Raw genomic sequence first — 21,434 nt, forward strand, 5'->3', positions numbered from 1 at the left:
ACTGATATGAACGCTCCATTTAGCTACTCTTCACCCACGCTCAGCGTTGAGGCGTTAAAGCACTCCATCGCCTACAAGCTGATGTTCACCATCGGGAAAGATCCGGTTATTGCCAACAAGCACGAGTGGCTGAACGCCACCCTGTTTGCCGTGCGTGACCGCTTAGTTGAACGCTGGCTGCGCTCAAACCGCGCCCAGCTCTCGCAGGAAACGCGTCAGGTTTACTACCTGTCGATGGAATTTTTGATTGGCCGCACGCTGTCCAATGCGCTGTTGTCGCTCGGTATTTATGACGACGTCAAAACCGCACTGGAAGAGATGGGGTTAGATTTAGAAGAACTGATCGACGAAGAGAACGACCCGGGCCTCGGTAACGGCGGTCTGGGGCGTCTCGCCGCCTGCTTCCTCGACTCGCTGGCGACGCTGGCGCTGCCGGGCCGCGGCTATGGTATTCGCTACGATTACGGCATGTTCAAGCAGAACATCGTCGACGGGCGACAGAAAGAGTCCCCGGACTACTGGCTGGAGTACGGCAACCCGTGGGAGTTCAAGCGCCACAACACGCGCTACAAGGTGCGCTTTGGCGGGCGTATCCAGCAGGAAGGCAAAAAATCCCGCTGGGTAGAAACGGAAGAGATCCTGGCCGTGGCCTACGACCAGATTATCCCCGGCTATGACACCGACGCCACCAACACGCTGCGCCTGTGGAGCGCCCAGGCCAGTAGCGAAATTAACCTCGGTAAATTTAACCAGGGTGACTACTTTGCGGCGGTGGAAGACAAAAACCACTCCGAGAACGTGTCCCGCGTGCTGTACCCGGATGACTCGACCTACTCGGGCCGCGAGCTGCGCCTGCGTCAGGAGTATTTCCTCGTTTCGGCGACCATTCAGGACATCCTCAGCCGCCACCATCAGCTGCACAAAACCTACGCCAACCTGGCGGAGAAAACCGCGATCCACCTTAACGACACCCACCCGGTGCTCTCCATTCCTGAACTGATGCGCCTGCTGATCGACGAGCATAAGTTCAGCTGGGATGACGCGTTTGAGGTGACCTGTCAGGTGTTCTCCTACACTAACCACACATTGATGAGCGAAGCGCTGGAAACGTGGCCGGTGGACATGCTTGGCAAAATCCTGCCGCGCCATCTGCAGATAATCTTTGAGATTAACGACTACTTCCTCAAAACGCTGCAGGAGCAGTACCCGAACGATACCGGGCTGCTGAGCCGGGCTTCCATCATTGATGAGTCGAACGGCCGCCGCGTGCGCATGGCCTGGCTGGCGGTCGTCATCAGCCACAAGGTCAACGGCGTGTCCGAGCTCCACTCGAACCTGATGGTGCAGTCGCTGTTTGCGGACTTCGCGAAGATCTTCCCGACGCGCTTCTGCAACGTGACCAACGGCGTCACGCCGCGCCGCTGGCTGGCGCTGGCCAACCAGCCGCTCTCTGAGGTGCTGGACGAGAATATCGGCCGCACCTGGCGTACCGATTTGAGCCAGCTGAGCGAGCTGGAACAGCATATTGATTTCCCGACGGTAAACAAAGCCGTGCGCGAAGCCAAGCTGCTGAACAAAAAACGTCTGGCGGTCTGGCTGGCGATGCACCTCAACGTGGTGGCAAACCCGAAAGCGCTGTTCGACGTTCAGATCAAACGCATCCACGAATACAAGCGTCAGCTGATGAACGTGCTGCACGTGATCACCCATTACAACCGCATCAAGGCCGATCCGACGGCCGAATGGGTGCCGCGCGTGAAGATTTTCGCCGGTAAGGCGGCGTCGGCCTACTACATGGCGAAGCACATTATTCATCTCATCAACGACGTGGCGAAGGTGGTTAACCAGGATCCGGACATTGGCGACAAGCTGAAGGTGGTGTTCATTCCGAACTACAGCGTCAGCCTGGCGCAGCTGATCATCCCGGCGGCGGATCTCTCTGAACAGATTTCCACGGCGGGGACGGAGGCATCCGGCACCAGTAACATGAAGTTTGCCCTCAACGGCGCGCTGACCATCGGTACGCTGGACGGGGCGAACGTCGAGATGCTGGAGCACGTGGGCGAAGACAATATCTTTATCTTCGGTAATACGACGGAAGAGGTGGAGGCGCTGCGCAGGAAAGGCTACTCGCCGCGTCAGTATTACGAAGAGGATGAAGAGTTGCGTCAGGTGCTGACGCAGATCGCGACCGGCGTGTTTAGTCCTGATGAACCGAGCCGCTACCGCGATCTGGTGGATTCGCTGATTAACTTTGGCGATCACTACCAGGTGCTGGCGGATTACCGTAGCTACGTGGACTGTCAGGATAGGGTGGACGAGCTGTATCGTCAGCCGGAGAAGTGGACCAGCGCCGCGATGTACAACATCGCCAATATGGGCTATTTCTCGTCAGACAGGACTATCAAGGAGTATGCCGAGACGATCTGGCATATTGATCCGGTGAGGTTGTAAAAACAAAGCCCGGTGGCGCTGCGCTTACCGGGCCTACGGGATTCGAGTTGGCCGGGTAAGGCGGAGCCGCCACCCGGCTTTTTTTATTTACGACGCCAGTGATAACTCACGCTTCCCCGCATTTTGCAGTAACCACTGCGCCACGCGAGACTGCTGCTCGGCGTTGAGCCACATCCCTTCTTTGGTACGGCGCCAGATAGCATCGTCCAGACGACGCACCCACTCGTGCTCAACCAGGTAACGCAGCTCGGCTTCGTACAGCTCGTGGCCGAAATGCTCGCCCAGATCCGCAATGTCCTTCGCATCGGCCAGGAACAGCTCGGTATTGCTGCCGTAGGTGCGGGCATAGTGGCGTGCCATCCCTTCGGTGATGAACGGGAAGCGACGGCGCAGCTTCGCGGCGTAATCATCACGGTTATCGCCGATATCACCGCCGGGCAGTACCGCGCCCTTGGTCCATGCCGGGCCAATGCCTTTGTAGTACGGCGCCAGTTTTTCCAGCGCGTGCTCGGCCAGCTTGCGGTAGGTGGTGAGCTTGCCGCCAAACACGGACAGCAGCGGCGCCTGACCGTCAACGTCGTGAATATCGAGCGTATAGTCGCGGGTGATGGCCTGCGGGGAATCCGATTCGTCATCGCACAGCGGACGCACGCCGGAGTAGGTCCAGACCACGTCGTCGCGCGACAGCTGTTTCTTAAAGTGCGCGTTGTACACTTTGAGCAGGTAGTTCACTTCGCTCTCGTCGATCTCGACGTTCTTCGGATCGCCTTTGTACTCCACGTCGGTGGTGCCGATAATCGAGAATTCGTCCATCCACGGGATCACAAACACGATGCGCTTGTCTTCGTTCTGCAGAATGTAGGCCTGCTTCTGGGTATGCACGCGCGGTACCACAATGTGGCTGCCTTTGATCAGGCGGATGCCGTACGGGGAAGGCAGATGCATGCCCTCGTCAAAGAACTGTTTCACCCACGGGCCGGTGGCGTTCACAAGGCCGCGCGCTTTCCAGCTGAATTTCTCGCCGGTATCGATGTCTTCCGCCTCGACAATCCACAGGCCGTTTTCACGGCGGGCAGCGGTCGCGCGGGTGCGGGTTTTCACCTCGCCGCCTTTCTTCTCAACCATCTGCGCATTCGCCAGAACCAGGCGCGCATCGTCCACCCAGCAGTCGGAATATTCGAATCCGCGCACGATTTCAGGCTTAAGGACCGATTCTGAGCCAAAACGCAAAGCATTCGAACCCGGGAGGCTGGTGCGTTTACCCAGATGATCGTACATAAACAGACCAATTCGGATCATCCACGCCGGACGCAGATGCGGGCGATGGGGCAGGCGGAAGCGCATCGGAATCGCCAGATGCGGGGCCATTTTCAGCAGCACTTCACGTTCGGCCAGCGCTTCACTGACCAGGCGGAATTCGTAGTGTTCCAGGTAGCGCAGGCCACCGTGAATCAGTTTGGAGCTGGCGGACGACGTCGCGCAGGCGAGGTCGTTAGCTTCCAGCATCAGTACGGATAAACCGCGTCCTGCGGCATCGACCGCAATACCGGCACCGTTGATGCCACCGCCTATCACAATCAGATCTTTGGTTTCCATAACACCCTCATGCACTTTCGTTAAAGCTCAGAAATGTTCGATATCGCTCATAATAGCAAAGGAACGCGCTTTTGGTAACATCAAAAAAACAATTTAGAGTGATATGGATAACATAATGGCGTTTACCCGCCGCCAGGACGTACACTACGGGGTAAAATTGTGTCGTTGACCACTGTAAAGAGAACACCATGGATCAGTTTGAATGTATTAACGTAGAAGAAGCCCACCAGAAGATGCACCAGGGAAAAGCGGTGCTGGTGGACATCCGCGATCCGCAGAGTTTTGCGATGGGCCATACGCCCGGCGCGTTCCATCTCACGAACGACACGCTGGGCGTGTTTATGCGCGATAACGACTTCGAGACGCCGGTCATGGTCATGTGCTACCACGGCAACAGCAGCAAAGGCGCGGCGCAGTATCTGCTGCAGCAGGGTTACGACGCGGTGTACAGCGTCGACGGCGGCTTCGATGCCTGGCATCGTCATTTCCCGGCGGAAGTGGAATACGCTTTTGAGCGCTGATCCCGCTATACTGTCCCCTTTTGTGTGGAAATAAGCGACCGCTGCCCATGTTGATGATCACCTCTTTTACCAACCCGCGCGTCGCCCAGGCGTTTGTCGACTATATGGCGACGCAGGGCGTTATTTTGACTATTCAGCAACATACGCAGACCGACGTCTGGCTGGCCGATGAGAGCCAGGCCGGGCGGGTAAACGAGGAGCTGGCGCGTTTTCTTGAGAACCCTGGCGACCCGCGCTATCTGGCGGCAAGCTGGCAATCCGGCCAGACCGGCAGCGGATTGCACTACAGCCGCTTTCCCTTCCTCGCCACCATTCGCGAGCGCGCGGGCCCGTTTACGCTGCTGCTGATGGCGGCCTGCATTATCGTCTTCATTATCATGAACGTGGTCGGCGACCAGAGCGTGATGATTGCCCTGGCGTGGCCCTATGATCCGTCACTTGAGTTTGACGTCTGGCGCTATTTTAGCCACGCGCTGATGCACTTCTCGGTGATGCATATCCTCTTTAACCTGCTCTGGTGGTGGTATCTCGGCGGTGCCGTTGAAAAGCGTCTGGGCAGCGGCAAGCTGATCGTTATCACCCTTATCAGCGCCCTGCTGAGCGGCTACGTGCAGCACAAGTTCAGCGGGCCGTGGTTCGGCGGGCTGTCGGGCGTTGTGTATGCCCTGATGGGCTATGTCTGGCTTCGCGGGGAGCGCGACCCGGAAAGCGGCATCTATCTGCAACGCGGATTAATAACCTTTGCGTTAATATGGCTAATTGCCGGATGGTTTGATCTGTTTGGTATGTCTATCGCCAACGGCGCGCACGTTGCCGGGCTGGCCGTGGGGCTGGCGATGGCGTTTGCCGACACGCTCCATGCGCGAAAACGAACATAATTCTCAGGGATAATTGATGAAACAAACACAACGTCATGACGCCATTATCGAACTGGTAAAAAAACAGGGATACGTCAGCACCGAAGAGCTGGTGGAGCAGTTTGCCGTCAGCCCACAAACCATCCGTCGTGACCTTAACGATCTGGCCGATCAGAACCGTATTCTTCGCCACCACGGCGGCGCGGCGCTGCCGTCCAGCTCGGTTAACACCTCCTGGCACGACCGTAAAGCCACGCAGACGGCGGAGAAAGAGCGCATTGCCCGCAAGGTCGCCAGCCAGATCCCGAACGGGGCGACGCTGTTTATTGATATCGGCACCACGCCGGAAGCGGTCGCCCATGCGCTGCTGGATCACGAGAACCTGCGCGTGGTCACCAACAACCTGAACGTGGCTAACACCCTGATGCAGAAAGACGACTTCCGCATCATCCTCGCGGGCGGCGAGCTGCGCAGCCGCGATGGCGGAATTATCGGCGAAGCCACACTCGATTTTATCTCCCAGTTCCGCCTCGACTTCGGCATTCTGGGGATCAGCGGCATCGACAGCGACGGCTCGCTGCTGGAGTTTGATTACCACGAGGTGCGCACCAAGCGCGCGATCATTGAAAACTCACGCCACGTGATGCTGGTGGTGGACCATTCGAAGTTTGGCCGTAACGCGATGGTAAACATGGGCAGCATCAGCATGGTGGATGCGGTCTATACCGACGTGATGCCGCCGGCGGGCGTGATGCAGGTGATTAAGGATAATAATCTGCAGCTGGAATTGTGCTAACGGTTGTGTCGGGTGGCGCTGCGCTTACCCGACCTACAAAACCCGTAGGCCCGTGCAAGCGTAGCGCCGCCGGGCAATGAATTACACTCCGTACCCCATCATCTTCAACAGCTGCTGGGCATGCTGTACCGCATCCTGACGATGCGCCACGCCCAGCTTCTGGTACAGGTTGCGGATATGCGTTTTGATGGTAGTCGCCGCCACCGCCAGCTCGCCGGCAATCTGCTCATTACTGTAGCCTGAATAGATCAGTCCCAGAACCTGCCATTCGCGCTGGGTAAGCGGGCTGGTGCGGATAAGTTCCGGCACTTCCGGGTGGTTCAGCAGACGTTCAACGAAGTTTTCATCGAAATGCGCGAACTTGTGGCGATGATGCTGGTTAATCTCGCGCAGAATGCGCTGGGCGCGATGCTGATCCAGCTCAGGCAGAGTGTTGAGCTGAATAAGCTGACGCAGCTGCTGCGCCATCACTTCACCCTCAATCACAAAGTGGCTGATAAACCCGGTGCGGTTAGCCAGCTGCAGCGCCTCCAGCAGCACGCGCTGGGCATCGTTTTTACGACCCGCCTGCCAGTAGAGCTGGTTTTGCAGCAGCAGGTTGCGGTTCAGGTCGCTCATCAGACGCAGGCTGCGCGCGTTCTCGTTCAGCTCTTCCAGCACAATCTCTGCGGGCTCTAATTCACCCAGCAGGATCTGCGCGCGGGCAATGTTCCGCCACTGGCTCTGCAGGAAGTGGTTGTTAGCAAATTCCGGTTTTGGCGTCTGACGCAGCCAGTTAGCGGCGGATTTTTTATCGCCGGTCATCTGCCAGTAAATCACCCGGACCTTATCGGCATTAGAGACCCAGTCGCTATGATACTGTCCGTTGCCGAGCAGGTTCTCCAGGCGGTTCAGATGGTTACGGGCGTTATCGAGATCGCCGCGCGCCAGCGAGCACTGCACCAGCAGCGCCAGGCACTGCAGCTGCTGCTGAGGCTGGAAGCTGGAAAGAACATCCACACCCTGACGGGCGCAGCTTTCCGCTTCATCCAGACGCGACCATGCCCACAGCAGCTGGGCGCGAATACGCAACAGGAACTCGTGCATCGGCAGCTGTTCCAGATGCTGTTCACGAATCAGCTGGAACGCTTTTTCCTGGTTTTCCCAGGCGGCCTGCAGGAACCCCTGTGCGAATAAAATCTCGCTCTGTTGAATCAGGCTCCACAGCGCGTAGTGCCAGACATCATGACGACGCGCCATCTGTTCGGTTTGCTGCATCAGTGAAAGCGAACGCGTGAGATCGCCTTTGCAGTGCAATACTTCGCCGTGCACGGAGGTCGCCACGATGCGGCTGTAGAAGTTGGCCAGCGGCAGTTCATCCAGCGCGACCATCGCCAGCCGTTCCGCTTCATCAGGATCGCCGTCGTTAATGGCTACCTGAGCGCGCAGCGCGTTGAACTCGCCGTGTAGGGTGGTATCCATCTCGCTTTCCATCTCCTGCTCGGCGCGCGCCAGCAGGGTATTCACTTCGCTGTAGCGATGCTGGCTCTGCATCAGCCAGGCCTGCAGCAGCACCAGACGCGGATTCTCCAGCAGGCTTTCCCACGGCAGAGCTTTGAGGGACTCTTCCAGCAGCGTCAGTTCGCTGTGGTTAAACAGGCCCCACGCATGATTGAGGAGAATATCGCGCAGCATGCTGGCATCACCGGCGGCCAGCGCGTGGTGGATGGCCTCGCTCGGAAAGCCCTGTGCCATCCAGCTTTCGGCAGCGGCGCGGTGGATCTCCGGCAGTTCAACCGCCAGTTCCCACTGACAGCGCTGGCGCAGGAAGCTGCCAAACAGCGGGTGATAGCTAAACCACTCGCCGGGATCGTCCATCCGCGTCAGGAAAAGGCCCTGACGTTCAATATCTTCGAGCTGCAGCTGACCGTTTTCACAGCCCGTCACCCGCACGATGAGCGCATCGTTCATGGAACGCAGCAGAGAGCTTTTCAGCAGGAAATTACGCGTCGAGGGATCGACGCTGTTCAGCACCTCATCCACCAGGTAGTCAGAAAGGTGGCTGGCGTTGATGCCCGCAAGACGCCGCGCAGACTGATGCGCCGGACTGTTGTTTTGCCGGGCAGAGAGCGCGATAAGCTGCAGCGCCGTGGCCCAGCCCGCGACGTCATCACACAGGCGGCTACTTTCAGCGGCCTCAATGGGGGAGGTCAGGCGACAGTCAAAGAACTGTTTCGCTTCCTGGTGGGTAAAGGCCAGCTGCTGGCTGCCCACTTCCAGAAGCTGATCGCGCACGCGCAGATTGGCAATACCCAGCTGCGGCAGGTTGCGTGACAGCACCACTAAAGTCAGGTTTTCCGGCTGATGGCGCAGGAAGAAACGCATTGATTCATGAATCACCGGATTAGTGATGAGATGGTAATCATCAATCACCACGTAAAGCGGGCGATGCCATTCAGCCAGTTCAATAAACAGCTGAGAGAAAAGGGAGGACAGGCTGGCGTACTGCCGCTTTTGCACCATCACCTCACTGGCAACGCAGTGCCCATGGGTGGCTTGCTGTATCGCGGCAATCAGATAGCTGGCAAAACGTTCTTGCTGGTTATCGCCCTCATCAAGAGAGTACCAGCCAAGATCGCTCTTACCTGCGGCCCATTGCGAAATGAGCGTTGTTTTTCCATAACCTGCAGGGCTCGTAACCAGCGCCAGTCGGAAATTATGCGCGCCGGAAAGTTTAGCCAACAGACGCTCGCGGACCACTGTATGGTCAAGACGAACCGGGCGACTTAATTTAGACGGAATCAACATAGGTTTCACTTCACTGTGGGTAACGAGAGATTTTATTTTTTTTGCGCTTCGTAATTAATGGATATAAGGTCGGCCAATAAGTTAACTATTGCAAGTTATGTCTGGATTTGGTGGCTGTGAATTTGCACTCTGTCACAAAACATTCAGGCAGAGGATGGAACTTTCTGAAAAGGTCTTTGATGCCCCGCCAGTGCTGGCTTGTATGGCTGTGCTGCGGCTGCGCTGAAACTGGTTTCAGAAAGGGATAGTGTCGTCAAATTTAATATACTCCTGGTAAAGTTAAGGGAGATTAATAACCTCCATGGCGATTACCCGATTGCAGAAATATTATTCTACGTAAGTAATTATTTCGGCGGGTTTTAATTTCACCCGAAACCGCATTTCATTTCTTTGACATTCTCCTCGGTTACTTTTTTATCTTCCGGGCACACTCGAACTATGCTCTGAGAGTGGCCTTGATCACACTTTTCTGCTCATCCCCGCTACTCCTCCCTGTCTAATCCCCCTCGGGAGGAGGAAGAGGGGAAATGAGCCAGGCACACTAGCGCCAACTTGTGTTTTCTTTCTAAAGGATGCCGATCCCCTATGTCACAGCCTACCTTCAACAAAGCTCAATTCCAGGCTGCCCTGACGCGTCAGTGGCAGCGTTTTGGCCTTCATGCTGCAAACGAGATGACGCCTCACCAGTGGTGGCAGGCAGTGAGCGGTGCGCTCGCAGAGCAGCTGGATGCTCAACCTCTGGCAAAACCGGTAAAAGGCCAGCGCCATGTAAACTACATTTCAATGGAATTCCTGATTGGCCGTCTGACGGGCAACAACCTGTTGAACCTCGGCTGGTATCAGGAGGTGGGTGACGTCCTCAAAGAACACGACATCAACCTGACCGATCTGCTGGAAGAAGAGATCGATCCGGCGCTGGGCAACGGCGGCCTGGGGCGCCTGGCGGCCTGCTTCCTTGACTCTATGGCGACCGTCGGCCAGTCGGCGATTGGCTACGGTCTGAACTACCAGTACGGCCTGTTCCGTCAGTCGTTTGCCGACGGACATCAGATGGAAGCGCCGGACGACTGGCATCGCAACACCTATCCGTGGTTCCGCCACAACGCGCAGCTGGATGTGCAGGTCGGCATTGGCGGGAAAGTGACTAAGCAGGGGCTCTGGGAACCGGCGTTCACCATCACCGGTGAAGCCTGGGATCTGCCGGTGCTTGGCTACCGTAACGGCGTGGCGCAGCCGCTGCGTCTGTGGCAGGCGAAGCACGCCCATCCGTTTAATCTGACCAAATTCAACGACGGCGATTTCCTGCGTGCCGAGCAGCAGGGCATCGACGCCGAGAAGCTGACTAAAGTCCTCTATCCGAACGACAATCACCTGGCCGGTAAAAAGCTGCGCCTGATGCAGCAGTACTTCCAGTGCGCCTGCTCCGTGGCGGACATTCTGCGTCGCCATCACCTGGCGGGCCGCAAGCTGGCGCAGCTGCCGGACTTTGAAGTGATTCAGCTCAACGACACGCACCCGACTATTGCCATCCCGGAACTGCTGCGCGTGCTGATCGACGAGCATCAGCTGAGCTGGGATGACGCCTGGGCCATCACCAGCCGTACCTTTGCCTACACCAACCACACCCTGATGCCAGAAGCGCTCGAGTGCTGGGATGAGAAGCTGGTCAAAACGCTGCTGCCTCGCCACATGCAGATCATCAACAAGATTAACGACCAGTTTAAAAAGCTCGTGGATAAAACCTGGCCGGGCAACAAAGCGGTCTGGGCGAAGCTGGCGGTGGTTCACGATAAGCAGGTACGCATGGCAAACATGTGCGTGGTGAGCGGCTTTGCGGTGAATGGCGTGGCGGCGCTGCACTCGGATCTGGTGGTCAAAGATCTCTTCCCGGAATACCACCAGCTGTGGCCGACCAAATTCCACAACGTGACCAACGGCATCACGCCGCGTCGCTGGATCAAGCAGTGCAACCCGCTGCTGGCCGGCCTGCTGGATAAGACCCTGAAGAAAGAGTGGGCCAACGACCTGGACCAGCTCATCAACCTGGAAAAATACGCTGACGACGCGAAATTCCGCGAGCAGTACCGCGCGATCAAGCTGGAGAATAAGGTTCGCCTGGCGGAGTTCGTTAAAGTGCGTACCGGGATTGAGATCAACCCGAATGCGATTTTCGATATTCAGATCAAACGCCTGCACGAGTACAAACGTCAGCACCTGAACCTGCTGCACATTCTGGCGCTGTACAAAGAGATCCGCGAGAATCCGCAGGCCGACCGCGTGCCGCGCGTGTTCCTGTTCGGTGCGAAAGCGGCGCCGGGCTACTACCTGGCGAAAAACATTATCCTCGCCATCAACAAAGTAGCGGCGGCGATCAATAGCGATCCGAAGGTGGGCGACAAGCTGAAGGTGGTGTTCCTGCCGGATTACTGCGTCTCGGCGGCTGAAATGCTGATCCCGGCGGCAGATATCTCCGAGCAGATCTCAACCGCAGGGAAAGAAGCCTCCGGTACCGGCAACATGAAGCTGGCGCTGAACGGCGCATTGACCGTCGGCACGCTCGACGGGGCCAACGTCGAAATCGCCGAGAAGGTGGGCGAAGAGAATATCTTTATCTTCGGCCATACCGTGGAAGAGGTGAAAGCCATCAAGGCCAAAGGCTATGACCCGGTGAAGTGGCGTAAGAAAGACAAGGTGCTTGATGCAGTGCTGAAGGAGCTGGAAAGCGGTAAATACAGCGACGGCGACAAGCACGCGTTTGACCAGATGTTGCACAGCATGGACAAACACGGCGGTGACCCGTATCTGGTGATGGCGGACTTCACGGCCTATGTCGACGCGCAAAAGCAGGTCGACGTGCTGTACCGCGACCCGGAGGCGTGGACCCGCGCGTGCATCCTGAACACCGCTCGCTGTGGTATGTTCAGCTCTGACCGCTCAATCCGTGATTATCAGGCTCGTATCTGGCAGGCAAAACGCTAAGGAAGCGCGATGGAGAGTAAACGTCTGGACAGTGCCGCGCAGGCGGCGGGAATAAGCCTCAGTTACATTAATGCTCACGGCAAACCACAGTCTATTGGCGCCGACACCAAAAGACGTTTGCTGGACGCTATGCACAAAACCGACGCGAAAGCGTCGGCTGCGCCGGTGCCGAACGTGAAGGTATTCACCGCAGGCAAAAAGATGCCGCTCGCGGTGGAGGGGCGCGGCGAGTTTAGCTGGCTGCTCACGACCGAAGAGGGGCATCAGCACAAAGGCCACGCCACCGGCGGCAAAACGCTAAACCTTCCGGCGAAGCTGCCGGAGGGCTATCACACCTTAACGCTCACTCAGGACGATCGCCGTTTTCACTGCCGGGTGATCGTCGCGCCAAAACGCTGCTACGAGCCGCAGGCGCTGCTTGAAGGCAAAAAACTGTGGGGCGCCTGCGTGCAGCTCTACACGCTGCGTTCCGACAGCAACTGGGGCATCGGTGATTTTGGCGATCTGAAAAAGATGCTGGCATCCGTGGGCGAGCGCGGCGGCGCGTTTATCGGCCTCAACCCGATCCACGCGCTCTATCCGGCCAACCCGGAGAGCGCCAGCCCGTACAGTCCGTCGTCCCGCCGCTGGCTGAACGTGATTTACATCGACGTTAACGCGTTAGATGATTTCAAAAACAGCCAGGAGGCGCAGGCCTGGTGGAAACTGAGCACCACGCAGCAGGCGCTGAAGCAGGCGCGCGAAGCGGACTGGGTGGATTACTCCACCGTCACGGCGCTGAAAATGGCCGCGCTGCGCCTGGCGTGGAAAGGCTTTTCGCAGCGCGATGACGAGCAGATGGCGGCGTTCCGCCAGTTCGTGACGCAGGAGGGCGAGAGCCTCTACTGGCAGGCGGCGTTCGATGCGCTGCACGCGTATCAGGTGAAAGAGGACGAAATGCGCTGGGGCTGGCCGGTCTGGCCTGAAGCGTATCAATCCGTCGACACGCCGGAAGTGAAAGCGTTCTGTAAAAAATATGCCGATGAAGTGGATTTCTACCTGTGGCTGCAGTGGCTGGCGTACAGCCAGTTTGCCGCCTGCTGGCAGGTGAGCCAGGGCTATAAAATGCCGATCGGCCTGTATCGCGATCTGGCCGTGGGCGTGGCGGAAGGCGGCGCGGAAACCTGGTGCGACCGTGAGCTTTACTGTCTGAAAGCCTCCGTCGGCGCGCCACCGGATATTCTTGGCCCGCTCGGTCAGAACTGGGGATTGCCGCCGATGGATCCGCACGTTATGGCGGCGCGCGCCTACGAGCCGTTCATCGACCTGCTGCGCGCTAACATGCAGAACTGCGGCGCTCTGCGTATCGACCACGTGATGTCCGTGCTGCGTCTGTGGTGGATCCCGTACGGTGAAACGGCCGATCACGGGGCTTACGTGCAGTACCCGGTTGACGATCTGCTGTCGATCCTGGCTCTGGAAAGCAAGCGCCACCAGTGCATGGTGATCGGTGAAGATCTCGGTACCGTGCCGGTGGAAATTGTCAGCAAGCTCCGCGACAGCGGCGTCTACTCCTATAAAGTGCTCTATTTTGAAAACGACCATGAGAAAACCTTCCGCGCGCCGCAAGCGTACCCTGAACAGTCAATGGCAGTCGCGACGACGCATGACCTTCCTACGCTTCGTGGCTATTGGGAAAGCGGCGATCTAACGCTCGGCAAAACGCTGGGCCTGTATCCTGATGAAGAGGTGTTACGCGGCCTGTATCAGGATCGCGAGCTCTCCAAGCAGGGGCTACTGGATGCGCTGCACAAGCAGGGCTGTCTGCCGAAACGTGCGGGACATAAAGCGTCATTGATGTCGATGACCGCGACCCTCAATCGTGGTTTGCAGCGCTATATTGCCGACAGCAACAGCGCTCTGCTGGGTCTGCAGCCGGAAGACTGGATTGATATGGCGGAGCCGGTGAACATCCCGGGCACCAGCTATCAGTACAAGAACTGGCGTCGCAAGCTGTCCACAACGCTTGAGAAGATGTTTGCCGATGACGGGGTGAACAAGCTGATTAAGGATTTGGACAAGCGGCGAAAAGCAGCCGGTAAGAAGTAATAAAAAACCCGCCAGTGGCGGGTTTTTTATTATCCGGTAGTGCTCATGTAGGTCGGGTAAGGCGTAGCCGCCACCCGACTTATCGCATCAGACCACCATATTCAACAGCAGCACCCCGACCAGACCGCACACCGAAATAATGGTTTCCAGCGCGGACCAGGACTTGATGGTTTCACCGATAGTCAGGTTGAAGTACTCCTTGAACAGCCAGAAGCCAGGGTCGTTAACGTGAGAGAAAATCACGCTACCGGAACCGACGGCGATAACCATCAGCTCAGGGCTCACGCCCGTGGTGGCAATCAGCGGGGCAACGATACCGCCTGCGGTGATCGCCGCAACGGTCGCAGAACCCAGCGCAATACGCAGAACCGCGGCGATAGACCAGGCCATCAGGAGCGGCGACACGTTGGTTTCATGCATCATGGCGGCGATGTATTTGTCCACGCCACTGTCGACCAGAACCTGCTTGAATGCACCGCCACCGCCGATGATCAGGAGCATCATGGCAATGATTTTGATGGACGAGGTCAGCGTGTCGTTGATCTGATCCATGGAGCGGCCGCGGTTCAATCCGAAGGTGAACATCGCGATCAGTACGGCAATCAGCGTTGCCATCACCGGGTCACCAAGGAATTCCGCCACGGACAGGAACGCATGGCCTTTCGGCAGGATCATCTCTGCCACGGCGCGCATCGCCATCAGGATCACCGGTACCAGAGAGGTCCAGACGCTGACGCCAAAGCCAGGCATCTCTTCTTCGGTGAAGGTTTTGGCGCTGTACAGACCTTCCGGGATAGGCTTATCAATGCCTTTCAGGAAGCGGGCATAAACCGGGCCAGCCAGAATTACCGTCGGGATCGCCAGAATCGTACCGAACAGCAGGGTTTTACCCATATCCGCGTGGAAGATGGTGGCGATAGCGGTTGGACCCGGGTGCGGCGGCAGGAAGCCGTGAGTCACGGACAGCGCCGCGGCCATTGGCACACCGACATACAGCAGCGGGATACTCGCTGCAGCCGCAATGGTGAACACCAACGGGAGCATCAGCACGAAGCCCACTTCATAGAACAGCGCGAAACCGACGGTAAAACCGGTTAACACCACCGCCCACTGAATGTTCTTCTTGCCAAATTTGTCAATAAGCGTGGTAGCAATACGCTGGGCGCCACCACAGTCCGCCAGCATTTTACCGAGCATGGCGCCGAAGCCCATGATCAACGCCAGGCTGCCGAGCGTGCCGCCGACACCGGCTTTAATCGAGCTGATAACTTTAACCAGCGGCATCCCTTGCATCAGACCGACTGCAAGTGCCACCAGAACCAGAGCGATAAATCCGTTCATTTTGAAACGGATCATCAAGAGCAGTAATAACACAACACCGATAGCAACGATGACTAATGGCATGATTTACCTGGCCTTTGAATTGTTATGGGTAACGTCATTGTTTCAACGACAAATTCCGATTGTCCCAACTGGGAACAGAGAAGTAACGGCACTAATACTGATGCCTTTTAAACGATTAAGTTTAGTCGGCTGTTATGGGTGTGCTTAGTGCCCATGAGAATGATACGGGTAACATGACGTGATTGAGAATCACCCTGGCAGGCAAAATGTGAATTATGAGACGCAGGTCAACATATAGAGGGGGGAAACGGGGTGAGGGCATCAGACCGCACGATTTCTGAAGGCCCGGTAAGCGCAGCGCCACCGGGCAATACAGATCGGCACAGAATTAGTAGTAGGAGTGCTCGCCGCGCTGGTGTTCGGTCAGGTCACGCACGCCTTTCAGTTCCGGGAATTCGTTCAGCAGCTGCTTCTCGATCCCTTCTTTCAGCGTTACATCAACCATTGAGCAGCCGTTACAGCCGCCGCCAAACTGCAGAATGGCAAAACCTTCGTCGGTGATTTCCATCAGGGAAACACGGCCGCCGTGGCCCGCCAGCTGCGGGTTGATCTGGGATTGCAGCAGATACTCAACGCGCTCCATCAGCGGGGCATCGTCAGACACTTTACGCATTTTCGCGTTTGGCGCTTTCAGGGTCAGCTGAGAACCCAGCTGGTCAGTGACGAAGTCGATCTCCGCATCTTCAAGATACGGTGCGCTCAGCTCATCAACGTAGGCGGTGAGCTGTTCAAATTTAAGGGCAGTGTCGGTGGCTTCCACAGCGTCCGGAGGACAATAAGAAACACCACATTCTGCATTCGGAGTGCCTGGATTAATCACAAACACGCGGATCTGCGTCCCTTCTTCCTGATTTGCCAGCAGTTTGGCAAAGTGCGCTTGTGCAGAATCGGAAATACGGATCATAGCTTTGGCCTAATAGTTGACTAAATTACCTGGGTATAATCATACGCCCATTGAAGAAGGGCTACAAGGTACGGCACAGACACCATACCTGAACCGACGCGGCGCCGCTTCGCAAAAGCAGTCGGGAAAGTTCAGCAACGGTACTGCCCGTGGTGACGACATCATCCACAATCGCGATATGGAGACCGTCGACCGGCAATTCAAGGCGAAAGGCATTTTTGAGGTTTCTTTTGCGCAGCCGGGCGCTGAGCTGATGCTGGATGGCGGTGGCGTGAACACGTGTGAGCGCGCGGGCCTCATATCGGCAGCCGAGCCACCGGGCGAGGGGACGGCAGATCAGGTCACTCTGGTTATAGCCACGCCGCCAGTGACGACGCCGGTACAGGGGGACATTCACCACCATGTCGATTTTCGGCAGCGCGCGCTGACGTCGCGCCTGCAAAACCGCCAGCAACAGCAGGCGGGCAAGGGGCTGCGCCAGCGAGCTCTGCCCGGAAAACTTCAGCGCGTGAATCAGCCTGTTCAGCGGCGGAACATAATCATCCACCGCCACCAGCGCGCTCCACGGAGGGGACTTTTTCAGGCAACGACCACAGGGCAAAGAGGGACTAGTGGCCGGTAAACCACATTGTGGACAGATCCCGATACGCCGTTGCAGCGCTCGCGTACAGACGGAGCAGACTCCCCACCCGCTGAGCGCCATCGGCATTCTGCATAGCCAGCACAACCCAGGTACTGTTAGCATGTGCAACCTCCATGTGAAAAAAGAGAACAGTAACTGATGAAGACGCTGTGGTGGCAGACCGTTGGGACAGGAAATTGCCATCTTGTGCTGCTGCACGGATGGGGCCTGAATGCGGAGATATGGCATTGCATACGTGAGGAACTTGCCTCGCATTTCACACTGCATCTGGTGGATTTACCCGGCTTTGGCCGCAGCCGCGGTTTTGGCGCGTTATCGCTTGATGAGATGGCACAGCAGGTTCTGGACGCTGCGCCGCAAAACGCTGTCTGGCTGGGCTGGAGCCTGGGCGGGCTGGTGGCGAGCCAGATTGCGCTGTCGCGGCCTGACCGCGTAAAAGCGCTGGTGACGGTGGCGTCGTCGCCCTGTTTTAGCGCGCGGGACGCGTGGCCAGGGATCAAACCTGACGTGCTGGCGGGCTTCCAGCAGCAGCTGAGCGAAGATTTCCAGCGTACCGTAGAGCGGTTCCTTGCCTTGCAGACAATGGGCACTGACACCGCGCGTAAGGATGCCCGAACGCTGAAGCAGACCGTGCTTTCGCTGCCGATGCCGGAGGTTGAGGTGCTTAACGGGGGGCTTGAGCTCCTGAAAACGGTTGACCTGCGTGAGCCGCTAACCGCGCTGACGGTGCCGCACCTGCGTATCTATGGTTACCTCGACGGAATTGTGCCGCGCAAAGTGGTTCCGCTGCTGGATTCACTCTGGCCGGACAGCGAATCGCAGATCATCGCCAAAGCCGCACATGCCCCGTTTATCTCCCATCCGACGGAGTTTTGTTCAGCGCTCATTGCGTTAAGTCAACGTTTAGACTGATTATTTTCTATCCAGCCTGGAAAAAGTAACACACCGCAACCATACTCCAGATGTCGTTGCGGTTGTTCTGCCTACGATAATCAAAACAACAATCCTATGGAGAGTCAGGTTATGAAACTTGTTACAGGTATTGTCACTTCTCTGGTTATTGGGTCACTGTCATTTGGCGTCTTTGCGGCAAAAGAGCTGGAAAAAGATAAAGTTGCCGGCATGAATCTGACGAAAATTGGTGAAATTTCCACGTCTGACACCACCGCGCCGATGGACGCGAGAAAAGAGCTGTCGAAGAAAGCGGATGAGCTGGGCGGAACGTACTACGTCGTCACCAGCGCTGAAAAGCAGACCAAAAACGTACGCGCAACGGCGGACGTCTACAAGTAATACGATAAAGCCAGGCAGCGATGCCTGGCTTTATTAACGCAGTGCCCACCACTCCCTGAGGCAGGCCTTTCCTTCTGGACAGCTTTTACAACTGCCGGAGAGACAGCTGTCCGGCTCTTCCTGAATCCGCACCGCTTTCCCCATGGCTTCCAGTCTTTCCAGCATGGCATCGATCATCGGCTGCGGCGTATGCAGGCTGAGGCTCAGCTGTTTCGCCTCCATTCGCCCCTGCAGCGCCAGCAGATCACGAACCTGAATCAACGATGCCATGCGGTGTACTCCTTAGTGACAGTCGCCCGCCGGGCTGCTGCAGCAGGTCGCGGCGGTTTTACGGTTTGCCAGCAGGTCGATGTCGACGCGGCTGCGCGCTCGCCGCAGCAGACCGAGCACGATCGCGTTAAACAGCACAACCGCGAGAATACAGACCAGGCTGTAGCGCGGATGCTGGTTGAAGTTAACGGTTTGATAAAACAGCGTCGCCAGCGAGTACGCGATATTTAACCCCCACAGGATGGAGAAGCCCATCCAGCCGCGGCTGGACTCGCGGGCAATCGCCCCCATCACCGAGATGCACGGAATGTAGAGCAGAACAAAGATGAGGTAGCTGTAGGCCGCAGACGCGCTGCCAAATTTCTCGCTCATCACGCCCATGGCACCCGTCGCCATTTCGCCGTCGCCTTTGCTCGCTTCAATCGGGTTCGCCAGCACGCTCAGGCTGAAGGTATCCTTCAGGCTCTGCCAGGTCTCCTCTACGGCCCCCAGCAACTCATGACCGAGATGAAACTCTGCCGGATTAAATTCCTGTTCCTGAATGTTCTCAGCGGTGTAGAGCGTATTCAGGGTACCGACAACCACCTCTTTTGCCATCGCGCCGGTAAACAGCCCGACGGTTGCCTGCCAGTTATCCTCATGCACGCCAATCGGTTTGAAAACCGGCGTGATGACGCGGCTGACGGAGGCGAGGGCCGAGTCATTAATGTTATCCGCCGCCTGTCCGCTGAGGGTGAAGCTGTTCAGCGCGCTCAGGAAAATGCTGACGATGACAATCACCTTACCGGCGCGCAGGACGAAGCCTTTCAGTCGCTGCCAGGTCTGGATCGCCAGGCTTTTCAGATGGGGGACGTGGTACACCGGTAGCTCCATCACGAACGGTGACGCTTCACCGCGCATGATGGTGTGCTTCAGCATCAGACCGGTCAGGATAGCCATCACGATGCCCAGCACATACAGCGAGAAGACCGCCAGCGCGCCCTGCTGGCCAAAGAAGGCAGCCGCAAAGACCGCAAAGATCGCCAGTCGGGCACCGCAGGACATAAACGGCGCCATCATAATGGTCATCAGTCGTTCACGCGGCGCATCCAGGGTGCGTGCGCCCATCACCGACGGCACGTTACAGCCGAAGCCGACAATCAGCGGGACGAAGGATTTACCCGGCAGGCCCAGCGCCTGCATCAGACGATCCATCACGAACGCGGCGCGGGCCATGTAGCCGGAATCTTCCAGGAACGAGAGAAACAGATACATCATGCCGATCTGCGGCACCAGAGGCAGAACGGTATTGATACCGCCGCCGATCCCCTGCGCGAGGAAGATGGTTAACCATTCCGGGAAGTGCAGGGTGTAACCCACCCACTGAATTCCGTGGACGAAGACCGCGACGGAACCGGCGTCAAAAATCGGCTGGAGTGCGCCACCGATGTTAATGGCGAGAAGGAACATCACGTACATCACCAGCAGGAAGATGGGCAAACCGAGGAAGCGGTTAAGCACAATCTTATCCACTGCCGCCGTAAAGCGGCTGGGTTCTGCCGTCAGCGCGTTGCTGACAACGTCGCAAATCGAGGCGATGGCCTGATAACGGGCGTCGGCGATGTGCAGCGCAGGGTCGTCCAGCTCGTCGCTAAGACGGGCTACCGTCGCGTCCAGCTTATCGGCCGCATGTCCGGCGTAGGCGCGGCTGTAGATATCCCCTTCCAGCATCTGCAGTCCAAGCCACAGGCGCTGTTTCGCAGGCATGCTGTTGTCCATCTCCTGCGCCAGCAAATTGGCTTCGCGCAGGAGAGGCTGCGCGTAATGCACAAGCTCAACGTCGCGATTTCCCGCGTGACGGTCAATGGCCAGCTTCAGCGCATCAATACCGCGAGCGCGCGTCGAGACCAGCGGAACGACCGGGCAACCCAGGCGCGCGGAGAGGGCATCGACGTCGATGCGCAGCTTTTGTTTCTCTGCGATATCGAGCATGTTGAGCGCCACGATGCAGGGGATACCCAGCTCCAGCAGCTGCAGCGTCAGATAAAGGTTACGCTCGAGATTGGAGGCGTCGACCACGTTGATCAGCAGATCCGCGTCGCCGCCAAGAATATAGTGACAGGCGATTTGCTCATCGAGCGAAGTTTGTGACGAAATGGTGGTTAAGGAGTAGGTGCCGGGAAGGTCAACCAGCGTCACCTGGTTGTCTGTCGTCGTGAACTGGCCCTCTTTACGCTCAACCGTCACGCCCGCCCAGTTGCCCACGCGCTGGCGAGCCCCGGTCAGCTGGTTAAAAAGCGTGGTCTTGCCGGAATTAGGATTGCCAATTAAGCCAATAGTTAACTTTTTCATTTTTTTAGACTCACTGAAACCGCTGGCTTGTTATCGGGATAAGGCTTCGACTTCTATTAACGCGAGGTCTTTTTTACGCAGGACCAGATTCACGCGTCGGGTTTCGATATGAACAGGATCGCCCAGCGGCGCCACGCGTACGACCTGGAATGACGAGCCGGGCAGCATGCCCAGCGACAGCAGCTTCTGCCGATAGGCCGGGCTAATTTCGCGGGTAAAACCGGTAATCTTCCATGCACTGTCTGGAGTGAATTGCATAACGCCTGATTCCACGAAAGGTTAAATTATCTACTATGCGATGATAATGAGAATAGTTTTTATCAGCAATATTAAAACTGTGACGGAATGTTGTTTGAGATATTAATTTACGGCCTTTTTGACCTTGCTCAATATTTGCTGAAATGGCGGGAAAACGAAAAGCGGAGTATTTGTTAACGGGGTGATAATTCGTGGTTTAAATATGGATGTGCAATCGGTTTCATATATTTCGATATGATTTTATCCCCCTCAC

General features: G+C 57.1%; 16 protein-coding genes. 8 read left to right on the forward strand and 8 right to left on the reverse strand.

Annotated elements, in window-relative coordinates:
- Nucleotides 1-6 precede the first annotated feature (6 nt).
- Nucleotides 7-2,454 (forward strand): glycogen phosphorylase, encoded by a 2,448-nt coding sequence (gene glgP / locus RVY89_RS21220; protein WP_484826386.1) that lies wholly within the window; start codon nucleotides 7-9, stop codon nucleotides 2,452-2,454.
- An 87-nt stretch (nucleotides 2,455-2,541) separates the two neighbouring features.
- Here the strand turns inward: glgP and glpD are convergent, their stop codons facing one another.
- On the reverse strand, nucleotides 2,542-4,050 hold the full coding sequence (gene glpD, locus RVY89_RS21225) for a glycerol-3-phosphate dehydrogenase (protein ID WP_484826387.1): 1,509 nt from the start codon (nucleotides 4,048-4,050) through the stop codon (nucleotides 2,542-2,544).
- Between the two features lie 188 nt (nucleotides 4,051-4,238).
- Between glpD and glpE the strand changes: the two genes are divergently transcribed.
- From glpE to RVY89_RS21240, 3 genes are read left to right on the forward strand one after another with little or no spacing between them, the layout of a single operon-like run.
- Entirely contained in the window at nucleotides 4,239-4,571 is a 333-nt protein-coding gene (gene glpE / locus RVY89_RS21230; RefSeq protein WP_484826388.1) for a thiosulfate sulfurtransferase GlpE, read from the forward strand.
- Between the two features lie 47 nt (nucleotides 4,572-4,618).
- Complete coding sequence (gene glpG, locus RVY89_RS21235; RefSeq protein WP_032648308.1) at nucleotides 4,619-5,449, forward strand: rhomboid family intramembrane serine protease GlpG; 831 nt, start codon at nucleotides 4,619-4,621, stop codon at nucleotides 5,447-5,449.
- Between the two features lie 16 nt (nucleotides 5,450-5,465).
- Complete coding sequence (locus RVY89_RS21240; protein WP_008503060.1) at nucleotides 5,466-6,224, forward strand: DeoR/GlpR family transcriptional regulator; 759 nt, start codon at nucleotides 5,466-5,468, stop codon at nucleotides 6,222-6,224.
- 81 nt (nucleotides 6,225-6,305) lie between these two features.
- Here RVY89_RS21240 and malT read toward each other — a convergent pair whose 3' ends face one another.
- Entirely contained in the window at nucleotides 6,306-9,011 is a 2,706-nt protein-coding gene (gene malT / locus RVY89_RS21245; protein WP_484826389.1) for an HTH-type transcriptional regulator MalT, read from the reverse strand.
- A 585-nt stretch (nucleotides 9,012-9,596) separates the two neighbouring features.
- On the opposite strand from malT, the gene malP reads away from it, so the two are divergent.
- Both malP and malQ read left to right on the forward strand, forming a co-directional pair.
- On the forward strand, nucleotides 9,597-11,990 hold the full coding sequence (gene malP / locus RVY89_RS21250) for a maltodextrin phosphorylase (protein ID WP_484826390.1): 2,394 nt from the start codon (nucleotides 9,597-9,599) through the stop codon (nucleotides 11,988-11,990).
- 9 nt (nucleotides 11,991-11,999) lie between these two features.
- A complete protein-coding gene (gene malQ, locus RVY89_RS21255; protein WP_484826391.1) occupies nucleotides 12,000-14,078 on the forward strand; it encodes a 4-alpha-glucanotransferase in 2,079 nt (692 codons plus the stop codon).
- 87 nt (nucleotides 14,079-14,165) lie between these two features.
- Here the strand turns inward: malQ and gntT are convergent, their stop codons facing one another.
- From gntT to gntX, 3 genes are all read right to left on the reverse strand, one after another.
- Nucleotides 14,166-15,482 carry a gluconate transporter gene (gene gntT, locus RVY89_RS21260; RefSeq protein WP_024907902.1) on the reverse strand — a complete coding sequence of 439 codons (1,317 nt, stop codon included), beginning with the start codon at nucleotides 15,480-15,482 and terminating at the stop codon, nucleotides 14,166-14,168.
- Between the two features lie 328 nt (nucleotides 15,483-15,810).
- Nucleotides 15,811-16,386, reverse strand: a complete 576-nt coding sequence (gene nfuA, locus RVY89_RS21265; RefSeq protein ID WP_008503055.1) for a Fe-S biogenesis protein NfuA — start codon at nucleotides 16,384-16,386, stop codon at nucleotides 15,811-15,813.
- Between the two features lie 61 nt (nucleotides 16,387-16,447).
- On the reverse strand, nucleotides 16,448-17,131 hold the full coding sequence (gene gntX / locus RVY89_RS21270; RefSeq protein WP_484826392.1) for a DNA utilization protein GntX: 684 nt from the start codon (nucleotides 17,129-17,131) through the stop codon (nucleotides 16,448-16,450).
- 36 nt (nucleotides 17,132-17,167) lie between these two features.
- Here gntX and bioH point away from each other — a divergent pair, with 36 nt between their 5' ends.
- Both bioH and RVY89_RS21280 read left to right on the forward strand, forming a co-directional pair.
- On the forward strand, nucleotides 17,168-17,941 hold the full coding sequence (bioH, locus tag RVY89_RS21275; protein WP_484826393.1) for a pimeloyl-ACP methyl ester esterase BioH: 774 nt from the start codon (nucleotides 17,168-17,170) through the stop codon (nucleotides 17,939-17,941).
- A gap of 111 nt (nucleotides 17,942-18,052) precedes the next feature.
- Nucleotides 18,053-18,322: a YdgH/BhsA/McbA-like domain containing protein gene (locus RVY89_RS21280; RefSeq protein WP_023309499.1), complete on the forward strand. Its 270-nt coding sequence runs from the start codon at nucleotides 18,053-18,055 to the stop codon at nucleotides 18,320-18,322.
- A gap of 33 nt (nucleotides 18,323-18,355) precedes the next feature.
- Here RVY89_RS21280 and feoC read toward each other — a convergent pair whose 3' ends face one another.
- Genes feoC through feoA form a run of 3 tightly spaced genes read right to left on the reverse strand, consistent with a single transcriptional unit; the run spans nucleotide 18,356 to nucleotide 21,181 of the window.
- On the reverse strand, nucleotides 18,356-18,592 hold the full coding sequence (feoC, locus tag RVY89_RS21285; protein ID WP_063138080.1) for a [Fe-S]-dependent transcriptional repressor FeoC: 237 nt from the start codon (nucleotides 18,590-18,592) through the stop codon (nucleotides 18,356-18,358).
- Between the two features lie 12 nt (nucleotides 18,593-18,604).
- Complete coding sequence (gene feoB / locus RVY89_RS21290) at nucleotides 18,605-20,923, reverse strand: Fe(2+) transporter permease subunit FeoB (RefSeq protein WP_484826394.1); 2,319 nt, start codon at nucleotides 20,921-20,923, stop codon at nucleotides 18,605-18,607.
- A 30-nt stretch (nucleotides 20,924-20,953) separates the two neighbouring features.
- Nucleotides 20,954-21,181, reverse strand: coding sequence for a ferrous iron transporter A (gene feoA / locus RVY89_RS21295; RefSeq protein ID WP_008503050.1), 228 nt, complete (start codon nucleotides 21,179-21,181; stop codon nucleotides 20,954-20,956).
- Nucleotides 21,182-21,434 lie beyond the last annotated feature (253 nt).

This window comes from Enterobacter sp. 3U4, from assembly GCF_057224565.1.